Here is a 23,573-nt window from a genome sequence, read left to right on the forward strand (position 1 = left end):
CGATGAATTGTGGGGCTGGCCATGCGGGAAAATGCCTTTTCGCGCAATGAAGTAAAGCTTTGGGGCGGGTGTGGCGGCTGGTTTCAATAGCCCGCGTCGAGGTCGGCGACGTTCTTCATCGGATTGCCTGCGAGGAACGCGGCGAGGTTTTCGAGGAACAGCGCGGCGCCGCGCGCAAACATCGTGGTCTGGCTGCGACCGGATAGATGCATCGTTACGATCGCGTTGGGCGTCGACCAGAGCGGGTGCTCGGGCGGCAGCGGCTCGGGGTTGGTCGGGTCGAGGACCGCACCGGCGATGCCGCCATCGGTGAGCGCGACGATCAGCGCCTCGTCGTCGATCATGTCGCCGCGCGCGATGTTGATCAGCCAGGCGGACGGCTTCATCGCGGCGAGTTCGTCGTGGCCGATCATTGCGTGCGTGGCACCGGTCGAGGGGGCGGCAAGGATGATCCAGTCGAAGTCTCCGAGCCGATCGCGCCACGCGTCCGGCGTAAGCGTGCCGTCGCGGCCGGTGCGCGTGACGCCGGTGACGTCGACGCTGAACGCGCTCAGGCGATCGCCGATCATCTTGCCGATCGTGCCGTAGCCGATGACGAGGGCCTTGGTGCCGGCGAGTTCGATCTTGCCGGGCGCGTCCTTCAGCCATTCGTGGCGGTCCTGCGCGCGAACGACGGTGTCGAAGCGCTTGGCGGCGACGAGCACGGCCATCACGGCGTATTCGGCGACCGCGACGGCGTTGATGCCCGCACCGTTGGTCAGCGTGACGCCGTTCTCGCGCAGCGTGCCGAGCGGGAACGCGTCGAGCCCCGCGTAGATCGTCGAGACCCATCTGAGGGTCGGTCCGGCGTGGCGGATCGCGTCGGCGACGAGCTCGGTCGGCTGCATGTCGACCCAGGCGATGTCCGCATCGGCGATCATTGCGTTCGCCTCGGCGGGCTTGGTGAACCAGGCGGTTTCGAGGTCCGCGGGGAGGTGCGGTTCGAGGAGCGGGCGGGCGGCGGCGGGGAGGACGGCTTTCATTGGGAGAGCATCGGCGCCCGGCGAGGCATGTCAAGTTGTGCCGGGGCTAGCGAGGGGGTGGATCGGTCCGCGTGTTCCAGAGTGTTACCATCCTCCCGTTATTATCTCGTCATCCCCGCGCAGGCGGGGATCCATATGCTCCGAGGTCGCGATCGTATCGAGAGGTTTGCCAGTATGGGTTCCCGCCTCCGCGGGAATGACGACCGAAACGCTTAGGCCACCGCGATCTTCCAGTCCCAGCCCAGCGAGTCGCCGTCCATCACCTCGACTCCGGCGGCGGCGAGTTCGTCGCGGATCGCATCCGACCGTTCGAAATCCTTCGCGGCGCGCGCGTCGCGACGGTCCGAGAGGCGTGCGGCGATGGTGGCTTCGTCGATCGTTGCCGTTACCGGGCGGATCCGCAGGTCCTCGCGGCTGATCGTCGCGAGATCGAGTCCCAGCACGGCGTCGAAATCGTCCAGCGCGGCGATCCGGTCCGCTGGCGCGACTCGCTTGTCCGCGAGCAGTTCGTCGAGGATCGGCAGCGCGCGCGGGGTAGCGAGATCGTCAGAGACAGCCTCCTCCAGCCGATTGGCATAGGCATGCGCGCTGCCCGACGGGCCGCCGGGCTCGCGGGCACGCAACGTCTCGACCGCCTGCACCATCCGCTTCAGGCGGATCGCTGCCGCCGCGAGGTTCTCCCAGGAGAATTCAAGTTCGCTGCGATAGTGCGCCTGGAGGCACATCAGGCGGTAGGCGAGGGGGTGGAAGCCGCGGTCGACGATCGTCTGCATCGTTGTGAACTGCCCGGTCGACTTCGACATCTTGCCCGCACGTTCGACCAGGAAATTGTTGTGCATCCAGACGCTCGCACCGGTATCGGCGCACTCGCAATGCGCCTGGTTCTGCGCGATCTCGTTGGGATGGTGGATCTCGCGGTGATCGATCCCGCCGGTGTGGATGTCGAAATGCGCGCCGAGGTAATGCTTGCTCATCACCGAACATTCGAGATGCCAGCCCGGCGCGCCGCGACCCCACGGTGAATCCCATTCCATCTGGCGGTTTTCGCCCGGAGTCGAGGTGCGCCAGATCGCGAAGTCCTGCGGGTTGCGCTTGCCGGCGACGGGTTCGATTCGGCTTTCGATGTCGTCGTTCCCGGCACGTGCGAGGCGGCCATAGTCCGGGACCGTCGCCACATCGAAATACAGTCCGCTGTCGAGTATATAGCAGTGCTTGGGCGCGATCTGTTCGGCGAACGCGATCATCTCGGCGATATGATCCGTCGCGACCGCCCAGCGTGCTGGTGAAACGATGTTAAGGCGCGCGACGTCGCGTTTGAACACGTCGGTGTAATAGGCTGCGATCTCCCAGATCGAACGTCCTTGTGCGGCGGCAGCCTTCTCCATCTTGTCGTCGCCGACATCGGCGTCGGAGGTCAGGTGCCCGACATCGGTGATGTTGATGATGTGAGTCGTCGGCCATCCCTTCCACCGCAGCACGCGGCCCAGCGTGTCGGCAAACAGGAAGGCACGCATGTTGCCGATATGCTGGTAATTATAGACGGTAGGCCCGCAGGTGTAGAGCCCGACATCGGTCGGGTCGATCGGCTGGAACGTCTCGAGCTGGCGCGTGAGGCTGTTATACAGGGTCAGGGGAATGCGGGTCATGCGGCTGCTCTTAGCGATGCATTGGTCCTGCCGCAAAGCGGGCAAAGTGGCGTGTCGCCGTACCGGCACGCGCGGTTTGGCTTGAAACCCCCGCACTCCCCTGTTAGGGGCCCCAGTTCATGCGGCGCGGACCTATTCGCGACGGCAAAAATCTATTCGACCGGAGCTTAACGGGTTTATGCAGATCATCGTACGCGACAACAACGTCGACCAGGCCCTTCGCGCGCTCAAGAAGAAGCTGCAGCGCGAAGGCGTGTATCGCGAGATGAAGCTGCGCCGGCACTATGAGAAGCCGTCGGAGAAGCGTGCACGCGAGCGTGCAGCGGCGATTCGTCGTTCGCGCAAGCTCGACCGCAAGCGCGCAGAGCGCGACGGCGCACGGTAAGATTTGATAGGCCACGCCCGGCGAACGGGCAGGCCGATAGTTTCGGGGGGCGTCGTGATCGGCGCCCCCGTTTGCTTTCCAACGGCACGCGCGGCGCTCCGGCGTGACCAGATGATCCCAGATGATCTGAGGGCCTTGATCCGATGTCGACCGTCACCGCAGTGCCGCTGCAGCCCACCAAGCGCAGCTACCTCGTCTATCTCTGGGTCGGCATCGCGCTCGCGCTGATCGCCGCGGTCGCACTTGCGCGCCAAGGCGATGATCCGCTGGCCCGCAATGCACGCGCGCGCGGTGTGGTCGTGACCGCATCCGGGTTGCAGTACAAGGTGATCGCGCCCGGCAAGCCCGGTGCGGCCAAGCCCACCGATGCGGATGTCGCGCTGGTCAACTACGAGGGCAAGCTGCTCAACGGCACGACCTTCGACAAGTCGCAGCAGCCGATGCCGATGCCGGTGACCGGCGTCGTCCCAGGCTTTTCCGAAGCGCTGAAGCTGATGCCGAAGGGGTCGAAGTACCGCTTCTGGATGAAGCCGTCGCTAGGCTATGGTGACAAGGCCGCCGGCCCGATCCCGGCCAACTCGACGCTGGTGTTCGATGTCGAACTGCTCGACTTCCTGCCGCAGAGCGTCGTGCAGCAGATGCAGGCGCAGGCCCAGATGGGTCGTGGCGCACCGGGCGCGATGCCGGGCGGTGTTCCGGGTGGTCCGGCCGGCATGCCGGGTGGCGCGCAGGGCCAGCCGCAGCAGTAAGCCGCGGCGACTTAAGCCGGACGGTCCTCCGGTTTACGGACCTTACGATCGAGACATGAAAAAACGCCCGCGGCCTATGCCGTCGGGCGTTTTTTCGTTCGGGTAGGTGATCAGTGCCGGGGCGGGACGACCGGGCGCGGCTGGTCCGGCCAGATGCCGCGGGTGTCGAGCACGGTCTTGTCCGCGCGTTCCTCGAGGGGGATCGATTTGAAGACGTCGTGATCGACCAGCACGACCATGATCGAACAGGTTTCGATCGCGCTGTCGACATCGATCAGCGCCGCCCCTGTCTCGGCGAGCGCGATCGGCAGCGACTTGGCATAGGGCTCGACGATCCGCACGCGGTCGCCGAACGCCTCCGCCACCGCCTGGGCGACCTTGAGTGCGGGGCTCTCGCGGAAGTCGTCGATGTTCGCCTTGAACGCGAGGCCTAGGCACGCGACCACCGCATCGGGCATCGAGTCGACCAGCGCCGAGACCTGCGCGATGACATGGTCGGTCTTGCCGTCGTTCACCTCGCGCGCGGTGCGGATCAGCGGGGTCTGGTCGGGGGCGGCGTGGACGAGGAACCACGGGTCGACCGCGATGCAATGGCCGCCGACGCCGGGGCCGGGTTGCAGGATATTGACGCGCGGATGGCGATTGGCGAGGCGGATCACCTCCCACACGTCGACGCCCATCGTGTCGGCGATCAGCGACAGTTCGTTGGCGAACGCGATGTTCACGTCGCGAAACGCGTTCTCGGTGAGCTTGGTCATCTCCGCGGCGCGCGCGGTTGTGGTGACGCAGGCGCCGCGGACGAAGCGACGATAGAAGGTCAGCGCTTTCCGCGCACACCGCGGCGTGATCCCGCCGATCACGCGGTCGTTGTCGATGAGTTCGACCAGGATGCGGCCGGGCAACACGCGTTCGGGGCAATAGGCGATCGCGATGTCGGCCTGTTCTCCGGCACGTCCGGGTACGCGGATGTCGGGACGCAGCCTGGCCAGCACGTCACGCACCTGTTCAGTGGTGCCGACGGGGGACGTCGATTCGAGGATGATCGTATCGCCGGCTTTAAGCACCGTCGCGATGGTCGTCGCGGCGTCGAGGACATAGCCGATGTTGGGCGCGTGGTCGGCGTCGAACGGCGTCGGGACCGCGATCACGAAGACGTCGGCGGGCTCGATCGTCATCGATGCGCGCAACGTGCCGCGTGCCACGACGCCCGAAACGAGGCCGTCGAGATCGACCTCCTCGATATGCACGCGACCCGAGTTCACCGTTTCGACGACCGATTCGGTCACGTCGACGCCGAGCACGCGCGCGCCGGTGCGGGCGATCACCGCCGCGGTCGGCAGGCCGATATAGCCGAGGCCCATGACGACGACGGAGAGTTCGGGATCAGAGAGCATGCGCGGCGGCGTCCTTCGGGGCGGAGTTTCGGGCAAGAGTTCGAGCAATGACGTCGGCGATCCGCGCGGCGGCGTGACCGTCGCCGAACGGATTGTGCGCGCGCGCCATTGCGGCATGGGCGGTGGGGTCGTCGAGCAGTGTAAAGATCTCGGTTACGATGCGGTCCTCGTCTGTGCCGATCAGCTTGGCGGTGCCGGCGGCGATTCCCTCGGGTCGCTCGGTCGTCTCGCGCATTACCAGGACGGGTTTGCCGAGCGCGGGCGCTTCCTCCTGCACGCCGCCCGAATCGGTCAGGACGATGTCGGCCATCCCGAGCGCGCGGACGAAATGCGGATAATCGAGCGGCGCGATACGCGCGACGTTGGCGCGGTCGCCGAGGACTGCGTCCATCACCGAAACGACGTTGGGGTTGGGGTGGACCGGGAACAGGACCGCGACGTCCTCACGCTCGGCGATTCGCCCGATCGCGCGCGCGATCGCCGCCATGCCGTCGCCGAAATTCTCGCGGCGGTGCGTCGTCACCAGGATGAGGCGTTTCCCCGCGAACCGCAGCGCGATGTCGTCGAGCCCGGCAGCCAGCGAAGGATCGGCGGCGACCCGGTCGGCGGTCCAGTGGAGCGCGTCGATGACGGTGTTGCCGGTCACGTGGATCGTCTCGGCGGCGATCGTCTCGCGGCGCAGTGCCTCGGCCGCGGTGTCGGTCGGCGCGAAGTGCAGCGCGGCGATCGGCGCGACGATTCGGCGGTTCACCTCCTCGGGCCAGGGTTGGTAGATGTCGCCCGAGCGCAGCCCCGCCTCGACATGCGCCACGGGCACCTTGCGGTAATAAGCGGCGAGCGCACCGGTCATCGCGGTGGCGGTGTCGCCCTGGACGACGACCAGATCGGGGCGTTCGGCGTCCATCACCTCGCCGAGCCCGGTTAGCAGACGCGCGGTCAGGCGGTCGAGCGTCTGGCCCGGCTCCATCAGGTCGAGATCGATGTCGGGGGCGAGGTCGGCGATCGCGAGCACCTGATCGAGCAACCCGCGATGTTGGGCGGTCACGCAGGTTCGCACCGTAAGCCCAGATATCGCCGCCAGCGCGCGGATCACCGGAAAGAGTTTGATCGCTTCGGGTCGCGTTCCGAAAATGACGAGGATCTTGGACATGGAACCTCTCTAGCCCAGGATATTTAAGGACGCGCTAACCGGTTACAGCGTTTCTTTGGTCGGCTGTTCGGAATTGCGCGGGTGCGTAACGATCGGTAAATGGTGCACCGCAACTAAACGACCTCGACGACATAATTGGAGCTCCGAATGACGATCAAGCCGCTTCGCAAGGCCGTATTTCCCGTCGCCGGACTCGGCACGCGCTTCCTGCCGGCGACCAAGTCGATGCCCAAGGAAATGCTCACCGTCGTCGACAAGCCGCTGATCCAGTACGCGGTCGAGGAAGCGCTCGAGGCGGGGATCGAGCAGATCATCTTCGTGACCGGACGCGGCAAGGGCGCGCTCGAGGATCATTTCGATATCTCGTACGAGCTCGAAGCGACGATGCGCGCGCGGGGCAAGTCGTTGGATGCGATCAGCCATATCCGGATGAAGCCGGGTTCGCCCGTCTATGTCCGCCAGCAGGAGCCGCTCGGCCTGGGCCATGCCGTGTGGTGCGCGCGCGAGATCGTCGGCGACGAGCCGTTCGCGGTGCTGCTGCCCGACGAGTTGATGGTCGGCAAGCCGGGTTTCATGAAGCAGATGGTCGAGGCGTATAACCGTGTCGGCGGCAACGTGATCGGTGCGCTCGAAGTCGCCGATTCGGAGACCGACAAGTACGGCATCATCTCGCCCGGCGCGATCGATGGCCGGCTGACCGAAGTGAAGGCGCTCGTCGAAAAGCCCAAGCAGGGTTCGGCGCCGTCGAACCTGATGATCCCCGGCCGCTACATCCTCCAGCCCGACGTGATGCGGATCCTCGAGACGCAGGAAAAGGGTGCAGGCGGCGAGATCCAGCTGACCGACGCGATGGCGCAGCTGATCGGCAACCAGCCGTTCCACGGCTTCACGTTCGACGGCCAGCGGTATGACTGCGGCGACAAGGCCGGCTACATCCAGGCCAATCTGGCGATCGCGCTGTCGCGCGCCGATATCGGTCCGGCGGTTCGCGATTTCGCGAAGGGCCTGCTTCAGGGCTGAGCGGGGTTTATCGGCTCTCCGTCACCGCGGACTGGTTCGCCGCGTATCCCGTCAGACATGTACAGTCATTCCCGCGCAGGCGGGAACCCATAGTGGCAAACCTCGCGACGTGATCGCAACCGTTTGAGCATCTGGGTCCCCGCCTCCGCGGGGATGACGGAGCCGTACATGGAAAGGGATATCTGCCGACTGGTCCGGCATCGACCGTTCGACAAATCTAGATTTGTCGATTTTGCCGAACGGTGGATGCTGGAACCAGTCGGCATGACGGGAGCCGGGGCATCAAGCCCAACATAGGGCGGTACGCCCTAAAACCTTTGCCCAGAGCAGCCGCGGCATCCGGGGTCCTTGGGCAGACGGATCGTGCGAAACCGCAGGCCGAGCAGGTCGACCAGCAGCAACTTACCCGCTTGATCGTCGCCGAACGGTGCGATCGCGCGCAGGACTTCGAGCGCGGCGAGGCTGCCCAGCACGCCGGTGACCGGGCCCAGCACGCCGTCTTCCGCGCAGCTTGTCTCGGCGCGCTCGGGATCGTCGCCGACGAAACAGCGGTAACACGGCTTGTCGAGTTCCCACCCCCGGTAGGTCGCGAGCTGTCCTTCGAACTGGCCGACGGCGGCCGACACGAGCGGGATGCGTAGCGCGTTGGCGGCATCCGCGACGCAAAACCGGGTCGCGAAATTGTCGCAACCGTCGAGCACGACGTCCGCGCCCGCCAACAGTGCAGCGGCATTGGTCGGGTCGATGCGTGTACGGTGGACGTCGACCGTCACGTAAGGATTGATTCGCCCGACCGCCGCCGCCGCCGCGTCGACCTTGGCGACGCCGGTGTCGGCGGTGGTGAAGATCGTCTGGCGCTGCAGGTTGGACGGTTCGACCAAGTCGTCGTCGATCAGGATCAGCCGACCGATCCCGGCGGCCCCAAGATATTGGAGCGCGGGCGAGCCGATCCCGCCGGCACCGACGATCGCGACGGTCGCGGCCTTCAGTCGCGCCTGGCCGGTGCCGCCGAATTCCTTGAGGACGATATGCCGCGCATACCGGGTGAGTTCGTCGTCGGAGAGGATCATGCGCCCCAGGCGAACGTCAGGCTGGTGCGATACCAGGTGTCGCTATCGGTATCGACCACGTCGATCGCATCGCGCGCGCCGAGGATGACGCCGGCCGCATATTGCTCCACGGTCGGGCAGTCGATCGCACGCGGGGTGATCCGCCGGACGCGGCCGTCGGGGGTCATCAGCACCGCAAGGTCGATGCTGAGCGTCCAGCCCTGTGTCGTCCGGATCGCCCTTGCGCACCGCCCGGCCATGACTTCGCCGTGCACATAGGCCGATGTGTTGGCCAGCGTCGTCGAGCGTTGGCGGATGCGCAGGACCGGCAAGGCACTCCAATCCTGCGGAGCCAGCGGTACGCCGGCAGAGGCCCCGCCGCTCGACGGCATGCTGGGCGATGTCTGTGCAGCCGGAGGCGTGGATAGGATCGCACCGGGGGGGGCGACGACCTGGAGAAGGGCGAACAGGGCGCCGATCATCGTCCGGTCGATCCGAAGCCGCCTGCGCCACGCGTCGTGTCGTCGAGCATCGCGACTTCGGTCAGCGTCGCACGCAGGACGACCGCGGGAACGAGCTGCGCGATGCGGTCGCCGCGCGCGATCGCGAACGGCTCGCGGCCGAGATTGGCGAGGATCACCTTCACTTCGCCGCGATAGTCGCTGTCGATCGTGCCGGGGGTGTTGAGGCAGGTGACGCCGTGCTTCAGCGCGAGGCCTGAGCGCGGGCGGACCTGGACTTCGTGACCGGGCGGGATCGCGATCGCGAAACCCGTCGCCACCGCAGCGCGGTCGCCGGGCGCGAGCGTCAGCGCTTCGGCGGCGACCACGTCCATCCCGGCAGCGCCATCGGTCGCATAAGCAGGCAGTGGCAGGCCTTCGCCGTGCGGCAGGCGTTTGAGTTCGATCCGGATCATGATTCGGGTTCTAGCGCATCGGCGATGCGGTCCGCCAGTCGTGCGGCGACCGTCTCTTTCGGCAGCCGCTCCCAGCTTTCGACGCCGGTCGCGGTGACCAGATGGACGCTGTTGTCGGCGCCGCCCATCACGTCGCCCGATACGTCGTTCGCGACGATCCAGTCGGCCGACTTGCGGAGGCGCTTGGCGGTCGCGTGTTCGATCACGTTTTCGGTCTCCGCGGCGAAGCCGATCACCAGACGTGGTCGCCGCGAGCCGTGCGCGAGCGTGGCGAGGATGTCCGGGTTCTCCGCGAGCGAGAGCAGCGGAGTCGCACCGTTTTTCTTGATCTTCTGCGGGGCGGAGTCGACGTGCCAGTCGGCGACCGCCGCGACCATCACGGCGGCGTCGACCGGCAGCGCCGCGTCGACCGCGCTCGCCATCTGCCGCGCGGTCTCGACGTCGATCCGGTCGACTCCGGCAGGCGTGGGAAGCGTGACCGGGCCGGCGACCAGCGTGACGCGCGCGCCGAGATCCGCCAGCGCCGCGGCGATCGCGAACCCCTGTTTGCCGGAGGATCGGTTGGCGATGTAGCGGACCGGGTCGATCGGCTCATGCGTCGGGCCGGCGGTGACGAGGATATGACGCCCCTCCAGTCTGCCGGGGCGGGGCGGTGTCAGCATCGCCTCGACCGCCGCCACGATCGCTGGCGGTTCTGGCAGGCGGCCGGGGCCGAATTCCCCGCAGGCCATCATCCCTTCGTCGGGTTGCAGGACGGTGATCCCGTCGGCGCGAAGCTGCGCCACGTTGCGGACGGTCGCCGCGTGTTGCCACATGCGGACGTTCATCGCCGGCGCGACCAGCACGCGCGTATCGGTCGCCAGCAGCAGCGTCGTCGCGAGATCGTTCGCCATGCCGGTCGCCATACGCGCGATCAGATCCGCGGTCGCGGGGGCGACGACGATCAGGTCGGCCTCGCGGCTGAGCTGGATATGGCCCATCTCGGCCTCGTCCTTGAGGTCCCACAGCGTCGTGTAGACCTTGTCCTCGCTGAGCGCGGCAAGCGTCATCGGCGTGACGAAATGATGCGCCGCCTCGGTCATCACGCAGCGCACGGCGTGGCCGCTGGTCTTGAGCAGGCGGATGAGTTCGGCGGCCTTGTAGGCCGCGATCCCGCCGCCGACGATCAGGAGGATGCGTTTCATCGGCGCAGTTCTAGCGGATAACGCGCGTCACCGTAATGCGTCGCGTATCGCGTGCGGCGGCGATCATGTCGCGCAGGCCGTCGACCGCGAACACCAGCCCGACCAGCAGCACCGGCGTGGTCATCAGCGCCCAGTAGAAATTGTCGCTGCGCGCGAACAGCGAGATCAGCGCGGCATAGGCGGCGAACACGACCAGCGCGCGCGTCGCGACCGCATCGCGCCACGCGAGCCAGCCGAACAGCGCCATGCCGAGGACCAGCGAGGCGAGCCATTGCGGCAGGATGTCGAGGCCCGACGAGATGGTCGCGAGCCGGACGTAGAACCCGAACCCTTCGAGCCCGCTCCAGCCTTGCGACACGCGGTCGAGCGGCCCGCTCACCAGCGACACCGCGTGCGCATGGGCGGCAAGGACGATCGCGAAGATTGCGATCGCGCCGAGCCAGCCCAGCGTCTCGCGGCGCTCGCCTTCGAGCCACGCGAAGACGGCCATGATCGCGACGTACAGCAACGCGGTCTCGCGGATCAGCATCGCCGACAGCCCGAACGCGACCGCGGGCAACCAGTGGCCGGGACGGCGCAACGCGAGCGACACTGCGATCAGCGGGCCCGCCCACACCTCGTGGAACATCACGAAACTCGGATCGAGGTTTACGAAGAGCCCCGCGACGGCGAGCAAGCCCGCGGCACCGAGCGGCACCAAGCCGGTCATCGCCGGACGAAGCCGCGCGACCCAGGCGAGGATCGTTCCGACGCACAACCCCAGCAGCAGCAGGTTCACCAGCATCGGGGGCAGAGCCGCCTCGACGACCGCCAACGTCGGCAGGCGGACCGCGAAGAAGGGTTTCAGGGGGTAATGCCCCATGCGCTGCGCCTCGGCCGCGGCCGTGTAGTAGGGCGAGCCGCCGCGGATCCCGGCAACGATCGACTGGTACAGCAGGAGGTCGGTCTGGCCCGGCGGTGGCGGGTCGGCAGCCACCGAACCGGCAGCGGTCCCGGACATGCTGCTCGGTCGCGGGCCGGGTGAGGCGATCGCGCCGAGGCACGCCGCCAGGAACACGAGCAACACCACGATACCGATCCGCGCGTGCGCCGACGGCATGCCCGCGAACCGGGTCGCGCCGGTCGTCCATACCGGAGCGCCGCGGCGCGTCTTCATGCCCTCAACCAAGAAGCAGCGTCGTCGCGACCCCGGCAGCGGCAGCGAGCACCGCGACCAGACCGTAACGCCAGCCGCCACCGATCCGGATCACCTCGATCTCGCGCAACGGCATCGTCGGCGGGGCGCCGCCGGGGGCGGGGTAGTGCGCCTCGATCCGGCGGACCAGTTCGGGGAGCCGGGTCAGCGTCTGGACGTCGGCGATCAGGCGTTCGGCGATCATCGCCTCGGGGCCGAGCTCGCCGCGGATCCAGTCGCGGACGAACGGCTCGGCGGTTTCCCACAGGTTGATGTCGGGGTTGAGGCTGGTCGCGACGCCCTCGACCATCACCATCGTCTTCTGGAGTAGTAGCAGATGCGGCTGCGTCACCATGTCGAAATCGCGCGTGATCGAGAACAGGCTGTCGAGCATCATGCCGATCGACATATCCTTGACCGGCAGCCCGCGCATCGGTTCGCCGACCGCCCGCAGCGCCGTCGCGAATTCGGCGACGTCGTGGTGCGCGGGGACGTAGCCTGCCTCGAAATGGATCTCGGCGACGCGTTTGTAGTTGCCGGTGATCAGGCCGTAGAGGATCTCGGCGAGCCAGACGCGTGCACGACGGTCGATCCGGCCCATGATGCCGAAGTCGATCGCGGCGATGCGATTGCCGGGGAGCGCGAACAGGTTTCCCTGGTGCATGTCGGCGTGGAAGAACCCGTCGGCGATCGCCTGGCGCAAGAACGCGCGGACCAATGTCTGCGCGAGCGCGGGGAGGTCGTAGCCGGCGGCGACCAGCGCCGCGCGGTCGGACAGCTTGATGCCGTCGATCCACTCGATCGTCATGACCTTCGCAGTCGAGCGTGCCCAGTCGATCGCGGGGATGACGAAATCGGGCTCGGCGGTCATGCCCTCCGCGAGTTCCGAGGCGGACGCGGCTTCGCGGCGGAAGTTGAGTTCGCGTAAGGTCCAGCGCTTGAACGTCTCGATCGTGAGGCGGGGGCGCAGGCGCATCGCCTCGGGGCTGAGCGCCTCGAGTTGCGCTGCGGCCCAGCTGTAGGTGTCGATCGCGCGCGCGAAGTCGTCTTCTACGCCGGGGCGGAGGACCTTTACGGCGACCTGGCGGCCATCCGTCGTAACAGCGCGGTGGACTTGGGCGATCGACGCGGCGCCGACGGGGATCGGCTCGATGCGCGAGAACAGCGTCTCCAGCGGCTTGCCGAAGCTCGCCAGCATCGCCGCTTCGATCGTCTCGTAGGGGACCGGGGAGAGCTGGTCCTGAAGCCGCAACAGATCCTGCGCGGCGTCCTCGCCGACGAGATCCGGCCGCGTGGCGAGCGTCTGCCCGAGCTTGATCGCCGCCGGCCCGATCGCCTGGAACGCATCCGCATAGCGCGGCACTGCCGGCACGCGCGCTCCGAACCGCGCGATCCGCGCTAGGCGGCGGACGGGGGCGGGGGTGTTCGGATCACGCTCGATCCCGCGCAGCGCGCCGTGGCGTGCGAGAATGCGGCCCCATTTGAGGAGGCGCCAGACGTGGGTTGTGGACGCGGTCACTGGGCGAGGGCGCCTTGAGAAGGGTTTTGTTCACGCGAAGGCGCGAAGGCGCGAAGAGAAGGAAGAACTGGTTCGCGCAGAGGCGCAGAGGCGCGGAGGTGTTGTTCTTCGCCGCGGATGCGGCTTTTAATAACCGACGTCAGGGCGTCATAGCGCTGATGCGCAAGAGCCGCCTTGGCGCCCTCGCGCCCACTTACTCTCCGCGCCTCTGCGCCTCTGCGCGAACAAATCTTCGCGCCTTCGCGCCTTCGCGTGATCACTAGATCTTCCACCCGCTGTGGATCGCGACGAGCCCGCCAAGAAGTGGCTCGACCTTCGTCTGCACGAATCCGGCGTCCGCGATCATGCCCTTGAACTTGGGCATGTCGGGGAAGCGGCGGATCGATTCGATGAGGTAGCGGTAGCTGTCGGCGTCTTGCGCCAGAAGCTGGCCGAGCTTCGGGACCATCTTGTGCGAATAGGCGTCGTATACCTCGGCGAACCCGGGCCAGACGGTGGTCGAGAATTCGAGGCAGTAAAAGCGGCCGCCGCGGCGCAGGACGCGGTGGGCCTCGCGGAGCGCCTTCGGGATATCCGTCACGTTACGGATGCCGAACGCGATCGTGTACGCGTCGAAGAACTTGTCGGGGAAGGTCAGCGTTTCCGCATTGGCTTCGGTCCAGACGAGGCCGTCGATCCCGCGCTTCTGCGCGCGTTGCATGCCGACTTCGAGCATCTGCGGGTTGATGTCGGCGACCGTGATCGACGCGCCCGACGGCTCCATGCGGAAGGCGATGTCGCCCGTGCCGCCGGCCATGTCGAGGATCTGCTCGCCCTCGCGCGGTTTCACGCGGCGGACGAAGCGGTCCTTCCACAGGCGGTGCATGCCGCCCGACATCGCATCGTTCATCAGGTCGTATTTGCCTGCGACGTTCGAGAAGACGCCGCCGACGCGGGCGGTCTTCTCGGTGGCGGGGATGTCTTCGTAGCCGAAGGAGACGGTATCGGGCGTGAGTGCGGGCGCGGGCGCGATCAAGTCGTTCATATCCTGCGCTCTAGCCGCGCCTTGTGGCGCGAGCAAACGCAACCTAGCTGCAAACCGTGCCAGAATTACCAGAAGTCGAAACCACCGTGCGCGGGCTGGAGCCCGTGCTGAAGGGCCAGCGCCTGACCTCGGTCGAGCCGCGCCGCGCCGACCTGCGCAAAGCGATCCCGGTCGACCTGCGCCAGCGGATGACCGGGGCGACCGTTACGCATCTGGGACGTCGCGCGAAATACGGGCTGATCGATACCGATCGCGGCGATACGCTCGTCTTCCATCTCGGCATGTCGGGCCGCTGGCGGGTCGATCCGAGCGAATTGCTCGCGCACGATCATCTGCTGATCGGCACTGAGGCGGGGCGAACGGTGGCGCTCAACGATCCGCGGCGATTCGGCTTTCTCGATCTGTGGGCGACCGAGGACATCGCGAATTACCCGCCGTTCCTCAGCATGGGGCCGGAGCCGCTCGGCCCCGACCTGACCGCCGCGTATCTGCTGGAAGCGCTTGAAGGGCGGGGGGCGTCGATCAAGGCGATGCTGCTCGACCAGCGAATCGTCGCGGGGCTCGGCAACATCTATGTCTGCGAAGCGCTGCACATGGCGAAGATCGCACCGTCACGCGCGGCGGGGCGGATCTCGCTGTTTCGACTCGAGCGACTCGTCGAGGCGATTCGGACGGTGCTGACCGCCGCGATCCTGGCGGGCGGGTCTTCGCTCCGGGACTACGTCCGGCCGGACGGCGAACTCGGCTATTTCTCCAAGCAATGGCGCGTCTATGGGCGTGAAGGGGAGGCGTGCGAATGCGGTGCCGTCGTCAAACGGCGTACTGAGGGCGGGCGCTCGACCTTCTGGTGTGCGAAGTGCCAACGCGGCTGAGCGTTTCGGTTGACGCGCTGGAGCAAAGTGGGTAGGGCCGCGGCTTCGAGAGGGCGTAGGAGCAATCCGGCGCCCCTTTTTATTCATTCGAACATCCAGAGGGCTTCATGGCGAACACGCCGCAGGCGAAAAAGCGTATCCGTCGCAACGACCGTCGCGCGGAAGTGAACGGCAACCGCGTCGGCCGTATCCGTACCTTCATCAAGAAGGTCGAGGCCGCACTGGCATCGGGCGACAAGGGCGCAGCGACCACCGCACTCGCGGCCGCTCAGCCTGAGCTGCAGCGTGGCGTCGCCAAGGGCGTGCTGCACAAGAACACCGCGAGCCGCAAGTTCGCGCGTTTGACCAAGGCCGTGACCGGGCTCGCATAAGCGACCGATCACTGTCGAAAGCGGATCACCCGTCGGGACATTCCCGGCGGGTTTTTTGCGTCTGCGAAGGGAACCAAGTGCGACGGTGCGTAACCCACGGATTCCCCGCGATTCGAGTGGTCCGAAGTCAAGTCATGGAATGATTGAATTCGCAAAAAATACGTAAACACAGCCACTTATAAAAATATCGACGCATTTCCGCGGCTTGATCAAGTCAACCCGCTTTATTTCGAAAATGTGACGCGTCGGGGTCTTGCCCGGATCGCCGATCGCTTCATAACGGGGCTCACAGCGACGGTGGTTTCCACCGCTGCATCAAACACACAGGGCGAAGATGCCGGATGACCCTTGAGGTCGTCTGGGGACCATTTTCTGTCGGGACTATATCACCCGCGCGAGCAATCTCGCGGGGTCGGAGAAGCGTGCGCGTGACGAAGTGGCAAGGATCAGTGACGCACGCGACCGAGGCCGAGAAGGCCTGGGCCCGCGTACGTGCATCCTTGCGCGAGTCGGCGGGGGCACGCCTGTTCGAGCAGTGGCTGAAACCGATTGAACTCGTTCCGGGTGACGATCGCGACACGATCCGGCTCGCACTGCCCTCGGCGTTCATGACGAACTGGGTCCGCAATCACTATGCCGACCGGCTCGTGCTCGAATTCAAGCAGATCCTGCCCCACGTCCGCACCGTCCAGATCGAGACCCGGGCCCCGGGTCGCGCGCCCGTCGTGCTGGCGATCGAGCCGGTCGCCGATGCCATTCCAGCCAAGCCCGTCGCCGATCCGGTGCCGGTCGAGGCCAAGCCGGCACTCAAGCCGGTCGCCGAGCCTGCGCAGGTCTCGATGAAGTTCGGCGTCGATCCTTCGCTGAAGCCTGCGCCGGCGCCGGTTGCGGCCGCCGCGCCGGTCGGCGTGCCGGCCGAGCGGCCGCCGCTCGATCCGCGCTACACGTTTGCGCGATTCGTCGTCGATCCGTCGAACAAGGTCGCGTTCAACGCGGCCAAGGTGCTCGCCGAGCCCGGCCCGGTCCGGTTCAGCCCGTTGTTCCTCCACAGCGGCACGGGGCAGGGCAAGACCCATCTCATGCACGCGATCGGTCACGCGTTCCTCGAGCATAACCCGCACGCGATCGTGCTGTGCATGTCCGCCGAGCGGTTCATGTACGACTTCGTCGCGTCGATGCGCGCGCGCGATACGCATGCGTTCAAGCAGCGGCTGCGCGGTGCCGACCTGCTGTTGATCGACGATCTTCAGTTCATCGCCGGCAAGGACGCGACGCAGGAAGAATTCTTCCACACGGTCAACGAGATCATGGCGGCGGGCAAGCGGCTGGTGATCTCCGCCGATCGCTGCCCGCAGGCGCTCGAAGGCGTCGAGGCGCGGATCGTCAGCCGGATGTCGGTCGGTCTCGTTGCGGACATCAAGGCGCCCGACCTGACGCTGCGCCGGACGATCCTCGACCGGAAGCTTGTCGACCTGCCCGACATGCGCGTGCCGACCGATGTGCTCGACCTGCTCGCGGCGCGGATCCATGCGAATATCCGCGAGCTGGAGGGCGCGCTGAACCGGGTCGTGGCGTATGCGCAGCTGACCGGGGACACCATCGACCTCGACTTCGCGGTGGCGACGTTGGGTGAGGTGCTTCGCGGCGCGCAGAAGCGCGTGACGATCGACGAGATCCAGAAGCTCGTGTCGGCGCATTTCGAACTGAAGCCGCTCGACCTGATTTCGGCGCGGCGGGCTCGGGCGGTGGCGCGGCCGCGGCAGATCGCGATGTATCTGGCGAAGCGGCTGACGACGCGGTCGTTGCCGGAGATCGGCCGGAAGTTCGGCGGGCGCGATCACTCGACGGTGATCCATGCGGTGCGGAAGATCGAGGAACTGCGTGATTCGGACCGCGATATCGATGCCGCGGTGCGCGTGCTGATGCGCGAGCTCGAAGGCTAGGCTTTCCCTCCGTGTTCTCCCGCGAAGGCGGGAGCCCAGACTGGGCCCCCGCCTTCGCGGGGGAACACGCTAGTGCGCGCGATATCGCGGCCTGTAGCCGCGTGACCCGGCACACCAAAAACTTCCCCGTCATCCTGACGAAAGTCAGGATCCAGAGTTACGGACGGTGGCCTATTTGGCTCTGGATCCTGACTTTCGTCAGGATGACGGGACCGGGGGCGGTCCTTAGACCTGCAATCCCATCGCGTCCTGCGTCTGCTTGAGCACCGGTGCCGCCAGCGCGCGCGCCTTTTCCGCGCCCGCCTGCAACACTGCGGTCACCGCGCTGCGGTCGTCGAGCAACCGCACCATCTCGTCACGGATCGGCCCGAGCTTCGCCACCGCGAGATCCGCCAGCGCAGGCTTGAACGCGCCGAAGCCCTTGCCGCCGAACTCGCCGAGCACCGTCGCGACGTCGCTGTCCGCCAACGCCGCGTAGATCGTCAGCAGGTTGCGGGCCTCGGCGCGGTCGCCCAGTTCCTCGACCGTCGCGGGCAGCACGTCGGGATCGGTCTTCGCCTTGCGGAACTTGTCGGCGATCGTGTCGTCGCTGTCGATCAGCTTGACCACCGACTGTTCGGACGGGTTCGATTTCGACATCTTCGCCGACGCATCGCGCAACGACATGATCCGCGGTGCGGCCTTGCTGATCAGCGGCGCGGGGAGCGTGAACAGGTCGACGCCGTAGTCGCCGTTGAACTTGGTGGCGATGTCGCGCGCGAGTTCGAGATGCTGCTTCTGGTCCTCGCCGACCGGGACGTGCGTCGCGTTGTAGAGCAGCACGTCCGCCGCCATCAGCACGGGGTAATCGTACAGCCCGACGCTCGCGCCCTCGCGGTTCTTGCCCGCCTTGTCCTTGAACTGCGTCATCCGGTTGAGCCAACCGACGCGGGCGACGGTGTTGAGCAACCACGCCATCTCACTATGCGCCGGCACGCGCGCCTGGTTGAACAGGATCGACTTGGCCGGATCGATCCCGGCCGCGATCATCGTCGCGGCGACCTCGATCGTGTGGGACGACAGTTCCGACGGTGCGATCCATTCGGTCGGCGCGTGGAGATCGGCGATGAAGAACATCGACTCGCCGCCCTGCGCCGCGACATCATCCTGCAGCGTCACCCACTGCTTCACCGCCCCCAGGTAATTGCCGAGATGGAGATTACCGGTGGGCTTGATGCCGGAAACGACGCGCATGGAGAAACCTTACTTGGAACGACGCAGAAGCGTGGAGATGTCGCCCAGCCGGAACGCGCCGGTGAGCAGGGTCGCGATCGCATAGACGACACCGCCAGTTGTCACCAGCACGAGCATCGCCCCCCAGCGCTGGATGCTGATGCCCGTCACGAACGGCTGGAACAGGTCGTTGAGGAAATACATCACGACGCCCATGATCAATGCGGCGACCAGCAGCCGCCACGTCCGCCGGCGCAGCCGCGCGTCGGGCGTGAAGTGCCCGCGACGGACCAGCGTCCGGTACAGCATCGCGACATTGACCGTGCTGGCGATCGCGGTGGCGAGCGGCGGGCCCATGTGGCCGAGCGGCTTGATGAAGGCGAGGTTGAGGACGAGGTTCACGACCATCGACATCGTCGCATAGCGCACCGGCGTCTTTGTGTCGGAGCGCGCGTAATAGCCCGGCGTCAGCACCTTCACGAGAATGTACGAGGGCAGTCCGATCGAGAAGGCGGCAAGTGCCTGCGCGGTTGGCAGCGTCTGCGCGGCGGTGAACTTGCCGTGCTGGAAGAGCGCGGCGATAATCGGCCCGCCGCACACGATCAGCGCGACCGTCGCCGGCAGGGTCAGGAACAGCGCCAGCTCCATCCCGCGGTTCTGCGTGGTCATCGCCTCCGCATCCTCGCCGCGGCCGAGCTGGCGCGAGATGGTCGGGAGCAGGACGGTGCCGAGCCCGATCCCGATCAGCCCGAGTGGGAGCTGGTTCAGCCGGTCGGCGAAATAGATGTACGACACCGAGCCCGCGGGCAGCAACGCGGCGGCGAGCGCGGTCGAGACGACGAGGTTGATCTGCACCGCGCCCGCGCCGGCGGCAGCAGGCCAGATCAGCGACATGAGCTTCTTCACGTCGGGGTTGAGCTGCGGACGCTTGAGCCGGAGCTTCACGCCTGAGGCGCGGCAGGCGTAGATCAGCCAGAGCAACTGGAGCGCGCCCGAGACGGTGACCGCGATCGCCTGGTTGCGCGCCGTCAGCAGCGGCTGGTGTTCGTGGAACAGCAGCAGCGCGGCGATCAGCGTCGCGTTCAGCAGGATCGGCGCGGCCGCGTTGATCCAGAACTTGTGCAGCGAATTGAGGATGCCACCGAGCAGCGACACGAGGCTGATCAGCGGCAGATAGGGGAGCATGATCCGCGACAGATGGACGACATAGTCGAACCGCTCCGCGCTCGCGCCGTTGAAGCCGAAGGTCAGCAGCCACGTCAGCGGCCATGCCGCGATCTCGAAGAGCACGGTCATCAGGATCAGCGTCGGCAGCAGCACCGACAGCGCATCCTCGGCGAACGTGATCCCGTCGGGCAGGCCACGGCCAGACTTGTCGCCGACCTTCCGGTTGAACATCGGGATGAACGCGGCGGAGAATGCGCCCTCCGCGAAGAGGGCGCGGAACATGTTGGGGAGGCGGAACGCAATCAGGTACGCGTCCGACGCGAACCCCGCGCCGACGAACCGCGCGAACAGCGAGTCGCGTACCAGCCCCAGGATCCGGCTGGCGAGCGTCAGCCCGCCGACCGATCCCAGCGCCTTGGTAAGGTTCATTTATTCCGCCTCCGGTCGATCAGGCTTGGCCGAAATCGCCGACGTTCGGCTGGACGCCCTGCTGCTCCGACTGCGTCAGGTAAAGCTGGCCGAAGTCGATCGGCTCGAGCAGCAGCGGCGGGAAGCCACCGTCACGCACGGCGTCAGACAGCACGCGGCGGGCGAACGGGAACAGCAGGCGCGGCGCCTCGCCCAGCAGGAACGGCTGGACGTGCTCGGCCGGGATGTTGCGCAGCCCGAACAGGCCCGCGTACGAAAGGTCGACGATGAACGCGACCTGCCCCTCGCTCTCGGCGCGGACGTCGATCTTGAGCACGACCTCGTGCACCTCGTCGCCGACCTGCGCCGCGCCGATGTTGAACTGCACGTCGATCGCCGGCGGCGTCTGGTTCTGGTAGACCGCCGGCGCGTTCGGGTTCTCGAACGACAGGTCCTTGACGTATTGCGAGATCAGCCCGGCGGCGGGGATCGTGTCCTCGCCGTTCGCCAGCATCTGGTCGGGCGTCGTCACGCCGTTATCCTGGTCATCCATTCGTCATGTCCTTGAAGCTATGGCTAGGCCGTAAAATCGGGACCGAACCGGAGCGCTGGCGCGTTCCCATCGGTCGAGCCGGTGCGATTAGCAGTGCCGGGGGGGTGTTTCAACGGGCGCGGGTTTGAATAACCACAGCTTTGGCCTATGTTGGACGCAAGATCGGAGGCACCGTTGTTTTACGTAGTTCTTCTCGCGATGGTGGCCGGGTTCCTCGCCATGCGTCTTTACAGCGTGCTTGGTAAGCGAACCGGGCATGAACAGCCGTTGCCGCGTGCGGCCGAAGAGCGTCCGGTGCCCGTGTCGGTGCCGCGGACGATCGATGCCGTCGCCGAGCCGCGCGACGTCGCCAACCGCAATATCGAGCCGCAGGCGGAAGCCGGGCTTCGCGCGATCGTCGCAGGCGAGCCGGGCTTCGACGTCGGCCGCTTCCTGGAAGGGTCGCAGGCCGCGTACCGCATGATCCTCGAAGCGTTCTGGAAGGGCGATGAGGATGCGCTGGCCGATCTCGCGATCGACGACGTCCGCGCCGCGTTCGTCGAGGCGATCGCCGCGCGTCGCGAGGCGGGCGAAGTGCTCGACAACCGGCTGGTGTCGATCGAGCGCGCGGTGATCGCCGATGCGAGCGTTTCCGGGCGCGATGCCCAGATCACGGTACGCTTCGATGCGGACATCGCGGCGGTCACGCGGGACGCTGAGGGCGTCGTCCTCGCCGGCTCGCTGACCGATGCCGTCGAGACGCATGACGTCTGGACGTTCGCGCGGACGCTGAAGAGCAGTGATCCGAACTGGAAGCTCGCAGACACCGACGAAGCCTGATGCGCGATTTCAGGGGGGGCGGGCTCGCTGGCCTGGGAATGGCGCTGCTGTTGAGCGCGTGCGTCGGCGGCGTCGAACCGCCCCGATCCGGGCCGGGGCCGATCGATCGCCCAACCGGGCGCCCAGCCGATCGGCCGAGCGAACCGGTCCGCGTCCATCCCTCGCGCGATACCGGGGCTTCACCGAACATCCGAGGGATCCAGATGCCGGCGCGGATCGTCGGTGCGGTGCCTCTGCTGGCGGCCCCGGTCGTGCCTGCGAACGAGCCTTTGAATGCTGCGGCCGCCGGCGTGGTGCCGGGACCGGCCGTCGCCACGCTGCCGATCGACGACGGCCAGGCGCAGGCCGCGCTGGCCGCGTTCGTTACGAGCTGCCCGTCGCTGATGCGTCGAAATGATTCCTCGGGTCTAACGCGGGGTACGGATTGGCAACCGGCGTGCGCCGCGGCGGCGTCGACCGATCGTCGCGATGCGCGGGCGTTCTTCGCGCAATGGTTCGAGGCGGCGCAGATCGGCGACGGCAAGGCGTTCGCGACGGGCTATTACGAACCCGAGATCGCCGGCTCGCTCGAGCGCCGCGATGGCTATGCGCCGATCTATGGTCGCCCGAATGATCTGATCGATGTCGATCTCGGCGCGTTTTCCACCGCGCTCAAGGGCAAGAAGGTTCGTGGTCGCGTCGATGGCAGCAACCTCGTGCCCTATTACGACCGGACCGCGATCGAGCAGGGTGCGATTTCGGGGCGTGCGCCGATTCTCGCTTGGGCGCGCGATCCGGTCGAACTATTCTTCCTCCAGATCCAGGGGTCCGGGCGGTTGCGGCTGCCCGACGGCGAAATCCTGCGGATCGGCTATGCGACGCAGAACGGCCGTGATTATACCGGTATCGGCGCGCTGATGAAGTCGCGCGGGCTGCTCCAGCCGGGCCAGACCTCGATGCAGGGCATCGTCGCGTGGCTGCACGCGCACCCCGCCGACGGGCAGGCGATCATGCGCGAGAACAAGAGCTTCGTGTTTTTCTGCGAACTTGAGGGGGCACCGCTGGGGGCACTTGGCTTGCCCGTCACGGGTCAGGTGAGCGCCGCCGTCGACGTCAAGTTCGTGCCGCTCGGTGCGCCCGTGTTCCTGTCGCTCGATCGTCAGGACGCGAGCGGCCTGTGGATCGCGCAGGATACCGGCGGCGCGATCAAGGGCAGCAATCGTTTCGACACCTTCTGGGGTGCGGGCGCGGCGGCCGAGGCGACGGCTGGCGGCATGGCCGGACGCGGCACGGCGTATCTGCTGCTGCCGATCGGGACGGTCGCGCGGCTGAACGCTCAGGGTAATGGGGCGCGATATGGCGGGCCGACCACTCAACCCTGACGAAGCCCAGCTTTGGGCGAGGGTGATGCAGACCGTGCGACCGATGCGCGTGGTCGCCGTACGGATTCCCGAGCGCGCGCCGCCTTTGCCGCCACCGCCCAAGCCGATCATCGGTCCCAACGGCAAGATCGTGCCCGCGCCGCCTGCGCCGATGGGGCGCGTGAAGCCGCTCGTTCGTACCGTCGTGACGCCGTACGCGGCAAGGGCAGGGGGCGGTGCGGGGGCCAAGCCGGTCGTCGCGCGGCCGGCGGTCAAACCGATCACCGCCAACACGCTCGATGGTGGCTGGGACAAGCGGCTCACGCGAGGTGTGGTGAGTCCCGACAGTTCGATTGATCTGCACGGGCACACGCTGGCCTCGGCACATGCACTCCTCGATGTCGGCCTTGGCCGCGCGATCGCACGTGGCGACCGCGTGCTGCTGCTGGTCACGGGAAAGCCGCCCCGACCCGAAAGCGAACGCCCGCACGCCAGAGGCGCTATCCGGTCCGCGGTCGCCGACTGGCTGGCAGGTTCGCGCCACGCGGATTCGATCGCGGCGGTCCGCGGCGCGCATCCGCGACACGGCGGGCAGGGTGCACTGTATATCGTCCTGCGCCGCGGGCGGGAGTAGGCGAGTGCATTGATCCTCCCCC

General features: G+C 66.9%; 23 protein-coding genes. 9 read left to right on the forward strand and 14 right to left on the reverse strand.

Annotated features, from left to right (window positions below):
- Window positions 1-83 precede the first annotated feature (83 nt).
- The gene (locus tag C8J47_RS03785; protein ID WP_121884473.1) at window positions 84-1,022 is read right to left on the reverse strand and encodes a D-2-hydroxyacid dehydrogenase; all 939 of its coding nucleotides are present in this window, start codon (window positions 1,020-1,022) and stop codon (window positions 84-86) included.
- Window positions 1,023-1,234: 212 nt separating this feature from the next.
- A complete protein-coding gene (gene cysS, locus C8J47_RS03790) occupies window positions 1,235-2,668 on the reverse strand; it encodes a cysteine--tRNA ligase (RefSeq protein ID WP_121884474.1) in 1,434 nt (477 codons plus the stop codon).
- Window positions 2,669-2,846: 178 nt separating this feature from the next.
- On the opposite strand from cysS, the gene rpsU reads away from it, so the two are divergent.
- Window positions 2,847-3,053, forward strand: coding sequence for a 30S ribosomal protein S21 (gene rpsU / locus C8J47_RS03795; protein WP_055878578.1), 207 nt, complete (start codon window positions 2,847-2,849; stop codon window positions 3,051-3,053).
- 143 nt (window positions 3,054-3,196) lie between these two features.
- Window positions 3,197-3,802 (forward strand): FKBP-type peptidyl-prolyl cis-trans isomerase, encoded by a 606-nt coding sequence (locus C8J47_RS03800; RefSeq protein ID WP_121884475.1) that lies wholly within the window; start codon window positions 3,197-3,199, stop codon window positions 3,800-3,802.
- Window positions 3,803-3,912: 110 nt separating this feature from the next.
- Here C8J47_RS03800 and wecC read toward each other — a convergent pair whose 3' ends face one another.
- Together wecC and wecB are read right to left on the reverse strand one after the other, a co-directional pair.
- Complete coding sequence (gene wecC / locus C8J47_RS03805) at window positions 3,913-5,196, reverse strand: UDP-N-acetyl-D-mannosamine dehydrogenase (protein ID WP_121884476.1); 1,284 nt, start codon at window positions 5,194-5,196, stop codon at window positions 3,913-3,915.
- Window positions 5,186-6,346 (reverse strand): non-hydrolyzing UDP-N-acetylglucosamine 2-epimerase, encoded by a 1,161-nt coding sequence (gene wecB / locus C8J47_RS03810; RefSeq protein ID WP_121884477.1) that lies wholly within the window; start codon window positions 6,344-6,346, stop codon window positions 5,186-5,188. The genes wecC and wecB overlap by 11 nt, the downstream gene beginning before the upstream one ends.
- Before the next feature lie 147 nt (window positions 6,347-6,493).
- On the opposite strand from wecB, the gene galU reads away from it, so the two are divergent.
- Entirely contained in the window at window positions 6,494-7,366 is an 873-nt protein-coding gene (gene galU, locus C8J47_RS03815) for a UTP--glucose-1-phosphate uridylyltransferase GalU (protein ID WP_121884478.1), read from the forward strand.
- A gap of 308 nt (window positions 7,367-7,674) precedes the next feature.
- Here the strand turns inward: galU and C8J47_RS03820 are convergent, their stop codons facing one another.
- The 7 genes from C8J47_RS03820 to C8J47_RS03850 form a co-directional block, all read right to left on the reverse strand.
- Window positions 7,675-8,436, reverse strand: coding sequence for a HesA/MoeB/ThiF family protein (locus C8J47_RS03820; protein WP_121884479.1), 762 nt, complete (start codon window positions 8,434-8,436; stop codon window positions 7,675-7,677).
- Window positions 8,433-8,897, reverse strand: coding sequence for a hypothetical protein (locus C8J47_RS03825; RefSeq protein ID WP_121884480.1), 465 nt, complete (start codon window positions 8,895-8,897; stop codon window positions 8,433-8,435). The genes C8J47_RS03820 and C8J47_RS03825 overlap by 4 nt, the downstream gene beginning before the upstream one ends.
- Window positions 8,894-9,331, reverse strand: coding sequence for a dUTP diphosphatase (gene dut, locus C8J47_RS03830; RefSeq protein WP_121884481.1), 438 nt, complete (start codon window positions 9,329-9,331; stop codon window positions 8,894-8,896). The genes C8J47_RS03825 and dut overlap by 4 nt, the downstream gene beginning before the upstream one ends.
- Window positions 9,328-10,515 carry a bifunctional phosphopantothenoylcysteine decarboxylase/phosphopantothenate--cysteine ligase CoaBC gene (gene coaBC / locus C8J47_RS03835; protein ID WP_121884482.1) on the reverse strand — a complete coding sequence of 396 codons (1,188 nt, stop codon included), beginning with the start codon at window positions 10,513-10,515 and terminating at the stop codon, window positions 9,328-9,330. Before coaBC ends, dut begins: the two co-directional genes overlap by 4 nt.
- A 10-nt stretch (window positions 10,516-10,525) precedes the next feature.
- A complete protein-coding gene (locus C8J47_RS03840; protein ID WP_121884483.1) occupies window positions 10,526-11,671 on the reverse strand; it encodes a hypothetical protein in 1,146 nt (381 codons plus the stop codon).
- A gap of 4 nt (window positions 11,672-11,675) precedes the next feature.
- Entirely contained in the window at window positions 11,676-13,208 is a 1,533-nt protein-coding gene (gene ubiB, locus C8J47_RS03845) for a 2-polyprenylphenol 6-hydroxylase (RefSeq protein ID WP_121884484.1), read from the reverse strand.
- A 259-nt stretch (window positions 13,209-13,467) separates the two neighbouring features.
- Window positions 13,468-14,232 carry a class I SAM-dependent methyltransferase gene (locus C8J47_RS03850; protein ID WP_056051226.1) on the reverse strand — a complete coding sequence of 255 codons (765 nt, stop codon included), beginning with the start codon at window positions 14,230-14,232 and terminating at the stop codon, window positions 13,468-13,470.
- Between the two features lie 56 nt (window positions 14,233-14,288).
- On the opposite strand from C8J47_RS03850, the gene mutM reads away from it, so the two are divergent.
- The 3 genes from mutM (at window position 14,289) to dnaA (ending at window position 17,418) form a co-directional block, all read left to right on the forward strand.
- Window positions 14,289-15,104, forward strand: coding sequence for a bifunctional DNA-formamidopyrimidine glycosylase/DNA-(apurinic or apyrimidinic site) lyase (gene mutM / locus C8J47_RS03855; protein WP_121884485.1), 816 nt, complete (start codon window positions 14,289-14,291; stop codon window positions 15,102-15,104).
- A gap of 107 nt (window positions 15,105-15,211) precedes the next feature.
- On the forward strand, window positions 15,212-15,475 hold the full coding sequence (rpsT, locus tag C8J47_RS03860) for a 30S ribosomal protein S20 (protein ID WP_031394736.1): 264 nt from the start codon (window positions 15,212-15,214) through the stop codon (window positions 15,473-15,475).
- A gap of 428 nt (window positions 15,476-15,903) precedes the next feature.
- The gene (gene dnaA / locus C8J47_RS03865; RefSeq protein WP_259467332.1) at window positions 15,904-17,418 is read left to right on the forward strand and encodes a chromosomal replication initiator protein DnaA; all 1,515 of its coding nucleotides are present in this window, start codon (window positions 15,904-15,906) and stop codon (window positions 17,416-17,418) included.
- Window positions 17,419-17,643: 225 nt separating this feature from the next.
- On the opposite strand, the gene trpS is transcribed toward dnaA, so the two are convergent.
- Genes trpS through secB form a run of 3 tightly spaced genes read right to left on the reverse strand, consistent with a single transcriptional unit; the run spans window position 17,644 to window position 20,758 of the window.
- Complete coding sequence (gene trpS / locus C8J47_RS03870; protein ID WP_121884487.1) at window positions 17,644-18,651, reverse strand: tryptophan--tRNA ligase; 1,008 nt, start codon at window positions 18,649-18,651, stop codon at window positions 17,644-17,646.
- A gap of 9 nt (window positions 18,652-18,660) precedes the next feature.
- Window positions 18,661-20,226: a murein biosynthesis integral membrane protein MurJ gene (gene murJ / locus C8J47_RS03875; protein WP_121884488.1), complete on the reverse strand. Its 1,566-nt coding sequence runs from the start codon at window positions 20,224-20,226 to the stop codon at window positions 18,661-18,663.
- Between the two features lie 19 nt (window positions 20,227-20,245).
- The gene (gene secB / locus C8J47_RS03880) at window positions 20,246-20,758 is read right to left on the reverse strand and encodes a protein-export chaperone SecB (RefSeq protein ID WP_056051217.1); all 513 of its coding nucleotides are present in this window, start codon (window positions 20,756-20,758) and stop codon (window positions 20,246-20,248) included.
- 174 nt (window positions 20,759-20,932) lie between these two features.
- Between secB and C8J47_RS03885 the strand changes: the two genes are divergently transcribed.
- From C8J47_RS03885 to C8J47_RS03895, 3 genes are read left to right on the forward strand one after another with little or no spacing between them, the layout of a single operon-like run.
- Window positions 20,933-21,577, forward strand: coding sequence for a Tim44/TimA family putative adaptor protein (locus C8J47_RS03885; protein ID WP_133030444.1), 645 nt, complete (start codon window positions 20,933-20,935; stop codon window positions 21,575-21,577).
- Entirely contained in the window at window positions 21,577-22,938 is a 1,362-nt protein-coding gene (locus tag C8J47_RS03890; RefSeq protein WP_259467333.1) for a murein transglycosylase A, read from the forward strand. The genes C8J47_RS03885 and C8J47_RS03890 overlap by 1 nt, the downstream gene beginning before the upstream one ends.
- On the forward strand, window positions 22,913-23,551 hold the full coding sequence (locus C8J47_RS03895; protein ID WP_121884738.1) for a Smr/MutS family protein: 639 nt from the start codon (window positions 22,913-22,915) through the stop codon (window positions 23,549-23,551). The genes C8J47_RS03890 and C8J47_RS03895 overlap by 26 nt, the downstream gene beginning before the upstream one ends.
- Window positions 23,552-23,573 lie beyond the last annotated feature (22 nt).

Origin of the sequence: Sphingomonas sp. PP-F2F-G114-C0414 (assembly GCF_003688595.1) — a bacterium.
Taxonomy (GTDB): domain Bacteria; phylum Pseudomonadota; class Alphaproteobacteria; order Sphingomonadales; family Sphingomonadaceae; genus Sphingomonas.

What these genes read in the sequence shown, in the direction of transcription:
- C8J47_RS03785 (WP_121884473.1), bottom strand. Translation starts at nt 1,022, where the DNA reads ATGAAAGCCGTCCTCCCCGCCGCCGCCCGCCCGCTCCTCGAACCGCAC.
- cysS (WP_121884474.1), bottom strand. Translation starts at nt 2,668, where the DNA reads ATGACCCGCATTCCCCTGACCCTGTATAACAGCCTCACGCGCCAGCTC.
- rpsU (WP_055878578.1), top strand. Translation starts at nt 2,847, where the DNA reads ATGCAGATCATCGTACGCGACAACAACGTCGACCAGGCCCTTCGCGCG.
- C8J47_RS03800 (WP_121884475.1), top strand. Translation starts at nt 3,197, where the DNA reads ATGTCGACCGTCACCGCAGTGCCGCTGCAGCCCACCAAGCGCAGCTAC.
- wecC (WP_121884476.1), bottom strand. Translation starts at nt 5,196, where the DNA reads ATGCTCTCTGATCCCGAACTCTCCGTCGTCGTCATGGGCCTCGGCTAT.
- wecB (WP_121884477.1), bottom strand. Translation starts at nt 6,346, where the DNA reads ATGTCCAAGATCCTCGTCATTTTCGGAACGCGACCCGAAGCGATCAAA.
- galU (WP_121884478.1), top strand. Translation starts at nt 6,494, where the DNA reads ATGACGATCAAGCCGCTTCGCAAGGCCGTATTTCCCGTCGCCGGACTC.
- C8J47_RS03820 (WP_121884479.1), bottom strand. Translation starts at nt 8,436, where the DNA reads ATGATCCTCTCCGACGACGAACTCACCCGGTATGCGCGGCATATCGTC.
- C8J47_RS03825 (WP_121884480.1), bottom strand. Translation starts at nt 8,897, where the DNA reads ATGATCGGCGCCCTGTTCGCCCTTCTCCAGGTCGTCGCCCCCCCCGGT.
- dut (WP_121884481.1), bottom strand. Translation starts at nt 9,331, where the DNA reads ATGATCCGGATCGAACTCAAACGCCTGCCGCACGGCGAAGGCCTGCCA.
- coaBC (WP_121884482.1), bottom strand. Translation starts at nt 10,515, where the DNA reads ATGAAACGCATCCTCCTGATCGTCGGCGGCGGGATCGCGGCCTACAAG.
- C8J47_RS03840 (WP_121884483.1), bottom strand. Translation starts at nt 11,671, where the DNA reads ATGAAGACGCGCCGCGGCGCTCCGGTATGGACGACCGGCGCGACCCGG.
- C8J47_RS03850 (WP_056051226.1), bottom strand. Translation starts at nt 14,232, where the DNA reads ATGAACGACTTGATCGCGCCCGCGCCCGCACTCACGCCCGATACCGTC.
- rpsT (WP_031394736.1), top strand. Translation starts at nt 15,212, where the DNA reads ATGGCGAACACGCCGCAGGCGAAAAAGCGTATCCGTCGCAACGACCGT.
- trpS (WP_121884487.1), bottom strand. Translation starts at nt 18,651, where the DNA reads ATGCGCGTCGTTTCCGGCATCAAGCCCACCGGTAATCTCCATCTCGGC.
- murJ (WP_121884488.1), bottom strand. Translation starts at nt 20,226, where the DNA reads ATGAACCTTACCAAGGCGCTGGGATCGGTCGGCGGGCTGACGCTCGCC.
- secB (WP_056051217.1), bottom strand. Translation starts at nt 20,758, where the DNA reads ATGGATGACCAGGATAACGGCGTGACGACGCCCGACCAGATGCTGGCG.
- C8J47_RS03890 (WP_259467333.1), top strand. Translation starts at nt 21,577, where the DNA reads ATGCGCGATTTCAGGGGGGGCGGGCTCGCTGGCCTGGGAATGGCGCTG.
- C8J47_RS03895 (WP_121884738.1), top strand. Translation starts at nt 22,913, where the DNA reads ATGGCGGGCCGACCACTCAACCCTGACGAAGCCCAGCTTTGGGCGAGG.